This window comes from Mesorhizobium sp. M7A.F.Ca.CA.001.08.2.1, assembly GCF_003998455.1.
GTDB classification, from domain to species: Bacteria; Pseudomonadota; Alphaproteobacteria; order Rhizobiales; family Rhizobiaceae; genus Mesorhizobium; species Mesorhizobium ciceri.
This window is the reverse complement of sequence record NZ_RZPW01000553.1, coordinates 1-4329: the sequence shown is the minus strand read 5'-3', so window position 1 is coordinate 4329 and position 4329 is coordinate 1. Positions and strand designations below refer to the sequence as shown.

The window sequence follows — 4329 nt, the reverse complement described above, 5'->3', positions numbered from 1 at the left end:
ACGCCGGTCATGCCGCCGACGGTGAAGGTGGTCACGAAGCCCAGCGCCCAAAGCATCGGCGTGTCGAAGCGGATGCGCCCGCCATACATGGTGAAGAGCCAGTTGTAGATCTTCACCCCGGTGCCGACGGCGATGACCGACGTGGCGATGCCGAAGGCGGCGTTGACGTCTGCTCCGGCGCCCATGGTGAAGAAATGATGCAGCCAGACCATGAACGAGACGATGCAGATGAACATCGTGGCCGCGACCATCGAACGGTATCCGAACAGCGGCTTTGACGAGAATGTCGAGAAGACCTCGGAGAAGATGCCGAAGGCGGGAAGCACCAGAATGTAGACCTCGGGATGGCCCCAGGCCCAGATCAGGTTGACGAACATCATCTGATTTCCGCCGGCTTCGTTGGTGAAGAAATGGAAGCCGAGATAGCGGTCCAGCGTCAGCATCGCCAGCGTGGCGGTGAGGATCGGGAAGGCTGCGACGATGAGCAGGTTGGACGCGAGCGAGGTCCAGCAGAACATCGGCATTCGCAGGTAGCCCATACCAGGCGCACGCATCTTTAGGATGGTCGTCACCAGGTTGACGCCGGTAAGCAGCGTGCCGACGCCGGAGATCTGGATCGACCACAGATAGTAATCGACACCGACGCCCGGCGAGTAGGTGGTCTCCGACAAGGGGGCATAGGGCAGCCAGCCGGTGCGCGCGAACTCACCGATGACAAGCGAGATGTTGACCAGCAGGGCTCCGGAAGCCGTCAGCCAGAAGCTGACGGAATTGAGTGTCGGAAAGGCTACATCGCGTATGCCAAGCTGCAGCGGTACGGCGAAATTCATCAGGCCGATCATGAAAGGCATCGCCGCGAAGAAGATCATAATCGTGCCGTGCGCGGAAAAGATCTGGTCGTAATGCTCCGGCGGCAGGTAGCCCGGCCCGTGGATCGCCAGCACCTGTTGCGTGCGCATCATGATGGCATCGATGAAGCCACGCAGAAGCATGAGCATCGCCAGCACAATGTACATCACGCCGATGCGCTTGTGGTCGACCGAGCTTATCCACTCGTTCCACAGATAGGGCCAGTAGCCCTTCACCGTTATCCATCCAAGCACGGCGACCCCTGCCAGAAAGACGCCGAGAGCCGCGACGAGCGGGATGGGTTGATCGAAGGGAATGGCCGACGAGTCGAGCTTGCCCAGCATCGTCATTCCGCCCCTTCTGCCTGTGGATGATGCCCCGTCGGCGGCGCCGCCGCGGGCAATGCCTTTGGGCTCACCTGTGGCTCGCCGCCGGCGGCACTTTCGGCCGGCCCCGGACCCGGGGGCAATATCTGCTGAGCGACGGCATCGAACAGCCCGGGCTGAACATGACCGAACGTGGACGGCGGCACGTTGGTGCTTTGCCGGGCGAGCTCGCGGTAGGCATTCGCGTTGAGCACGCCGCCGCCGCCACGCAGCGACGACGTCCAGCGGGTGAAGGCATCGGCTGAAACCGCGCTCACGCTGAAGTTCATGTCCGAGAAGCCGTCGCCGCTGAAGTGCGCCGACTGGCCGAAAAAGCTGCCCTCGCGGTCGGCCTGCAGATGCAACTCGGTCTGCATGCCGTTCATGACGTAGACCATGCTGCCAAGCTGGGGCACGAAGAACGTGTTCATCACGCTGGCCGAGGTCAGCTTGAAATGAACTGGAACGCCGGCGGGGATAACCAATTGATTGACAGCGCCCACGCCCTGCTCGGGATAGAGGAACAGCCATTTCCAGTCGAGCGCCACCACCTGGATGTCGAGCGGCGGCTGCGCGGAAGGGATCGGTTTGCGCGGATCGAGCTGGTGCGATCCGTAATAGATCAGCCCGCCCAGGAAAAGGATGGTGAGCGTGGGGATCGACCAGACGATCAACTCGATGCGCCCCGAATAGGTGAACTCCGGGTCATAGCGCGCGTCGCTGTTCGAGGCGCGGAATTTCCATGCGAAGGCCAAGAGCGCAACAAGCGTCGGAACAACGATCACCAGCATCACCGCCAGTGAGTTCAAGAGGATCGTGCGGTTGCCCGAGCCAATGGGTCCTTGCGGGTCGAGCACACCCCCCGCGCAACCGGGCAAGAATGCGATTGCCGGGATCCAGAGCAGTCGCCGCCCCGGCTTGGAGCTGGATCGCAACAACACTTGCTCGGCCACCAATCCTGGAGAGGACGCGTTCTTGGGGCACGCGCTCTTGGCACTTCTCATCTGAAGCCTTCCTCTGAACCAACTTCAAGGCGCGTGGCCGGGGTGCCGCCCTCCGCCGGACGAAGGACCTAACTGGCGCTTCCCAGGTTTGTTCCTCCTCGCTGGCTCGTGCACAAACTCCAATTCGGCGGCACGGCGATGGAGCACAGCTAAGTCGATCACCCCATCAAGCTGGTGGAGCCGGGACCGCTCCACGGTTTTGGCCCATGAGCGAATCGACGCCAGTCATGGCTCGTGACGACCGGTGGGGGCCCGAACTTCTTGCCGATCGCCGCGCCGGCGGAGAGGACACGTCCTTCGGGGTGCTCGTTTTCCATCTGACGTCTGCTCCTGACGCGGGATTTTTTCGGGGCTGGCCGCAAGTCGCCCAAGCGTGCGACGCCTAACTGGCGCCTCCCGGGATTGTTCCGCTTGTCAGTGTTTGGGCGACATGGGCGCGACCCGAGGGGGGGAACTCTACCTGCTCGAGAGATGGAGTTGTCCAACGTGACCATATTCACAACGACGGCGGCTCGGTTACCTCAGCTATTTGCAGCCGTCGCTGGCTCGCGTACGAATTTTGATTTCGGCGGGACGGCGAACACCGTGAAGCGCTCAGCCAGACTGTCAAGAGCTTTACGCATGCCCACTCCAGCGGCAGCCGCACCGTGTCCAGTGATGACCATCTGAGGGTTCAGGGCAGCCAGACGCTTCACAGATCTTTCCGCCGCATCCCAGTCCGGCGTGAAGTAGCGCGGCGGACCGTGCATCTCGAGATCCTGGACGGCGACCTCATAGACGGACTCCTGACCGGTGGTGATGAAAGCGTCCCCTACGATCAGCGAGCGGTCTTCCTCGCGCCAGAGCGAAATGTGACCAGGGGCGTGCCCGGGTGTGTGCAGCCATTGCCATCCGGGCATTCCGGGGACCGATCCGTCGGCGGGCAAGAGTTCCAATCGGTTGCCAAGATCGATCGGCCCGCGCGGAAAGAGCGGCGAAAGCAGCGCCATCAGTCCGCCCCCGACCCAGGGATCCGGTGGCGGATAAGATTCAGTTCCGTCCAAATAGGGCCACTCGAGTCGATGCGCGAAGACGGGCACCTCCCACCTATTCGCGAGGTCCAGAACCGTTCCCACATGGTCAAAATGGCCGTGTGTCAGGATAACCGCGGCAGGCCGTGCGTTGGTGCCAAACCGCTTTTCCGCGACCGCAAGAATACTGCTTCTCGACGTCGGCAACCCCGTATCTATTAGCACCCAGTTCCGATCTCCGCTGCGCGGTGCGCCGAAGAACACGACATTGACGATTGCCAGCCGCAAATAACCCAGGTCCGGTGCGATGCTCCAGGCACCGTCGCCATGATCTTCGCGCCTGGCGTGGTCGATCTCGGAAAGTCGAATCTGAACGGTCATGATCCCGTGCCTCGGTTGTTGCTGCGCAGCCGCTCGAGTTCATCGGCGGCGGTGGAACATCGCCCCGAACTTGGGCACGGCCCCCTTGTTCCTTCCTTGATCCTCGTTCGCCACCCGGATCGCAGACAGTCCACCACCGGAACAAAGGCTCGGCCAATCGGTTTGACAGAAGCCGCTCACGCAAGGGCGCTGGACTGAGCAACGAAGATCGGGCGCGCCCGATCGGATGCGGTATTTCGCCAACACGGTTTCGGGTCCGAACAAGGCGGCCGAGTTCGAAGCCGACTGTCCAAAAACGGCTTCCAATGAGCGAAGTGGGACGCAAGGACCAGCAACAGATGCTTCGGTCCGGAAGCTTCGCGCTTCGTCAGCTTTTCAATGGCAGGTTTTGAGTGAGTTGTTCGCATGGTCCGGTCCCTGAAGGCACAAGGCTGCTAAGTGGGTGGCGCGTATCGCGGACTGCAATGGCTATAAATGCGCATTTTCGGACCCTCGCATGTGGGCTCCTCACCATGCCTCTGGGACTTGCATTTTGGGGATTATCCGCGAGGTTTCTTCGGCAAACGGACAGATGCAACGACGGCAATTAGCGTTGCACTTTAGCGGCGCTCATGGGCCACTTGTCGTCGCGGGCCAGCTTCCGCGCCGTCCGGTCAGCCGCGCCTGGAGCAGCACCACGACCAGCAGGAAGAGCCCCCGGATGACGGACTGCCAGTAGGC

3 protein-coding genes and 1 pseudogene are annotated in these 4329 nt (G+C 61.9%); all 4 read right to left on the bottom strand.

Features of this window, described 5'->3' with window-relative positions:
* Window positions 1–1193 (bottom strand): cbb3-type cytochrome c oxidase subunit I (locus EN914_RS26080; RefSeq protein ID WP_206527238.1); only part of this gene is annotated, 1193 nt, incomplete at its 3' end.
* 2 nt (window positions 1194–1195) lie between these two features.
* Window positions 1196–2218, bottom strand: coding sequence for a ubiquinol oxidase subunit II (cyoA, locus tag EN914_RS26075; protein ID WP_024505437.1), 1023 nt, complete (start codon window positions 2216–2218; stop codon window positions 1196–1198).
* A 521-nt stretch (window positions 2219–2739) separates the two neighbouring features.
* Entirely contained in the window at window positions 2740–3609 is an 870-nt protein-coding gene (locus tag EN914_RS26065; RefSeq protein WP_013525257.1) for an MBL fold metallo-hydrolase, read from the bottom strand.
* A gap of 609 nt (window positions 3610–4218) precedes the next feature.
* Window positions 4219–4329, bottom strand: a pseudogene (locus EN914_RS39365) (ABC transporter permease); the annotation flags it as partial.

What these genes read in the sequence shown, in the direction of transcription:
- cyoA (WP_024505437.1), bottom strand. Translation starts at nt 2,218, where the DNA reads ATGAGAAGTGCCAAGAGCGCGTGCCCCAAGAACGCGTCCTCTCCAGGA.
- EN914_RS26065 (WP_013525257.1), bottom strand. Translation starts at nt 3,609, where the DNA reads ATGACCGTTCAGATTCGACTTTCCGAGATCGACCACGCCAGGCGCGAA.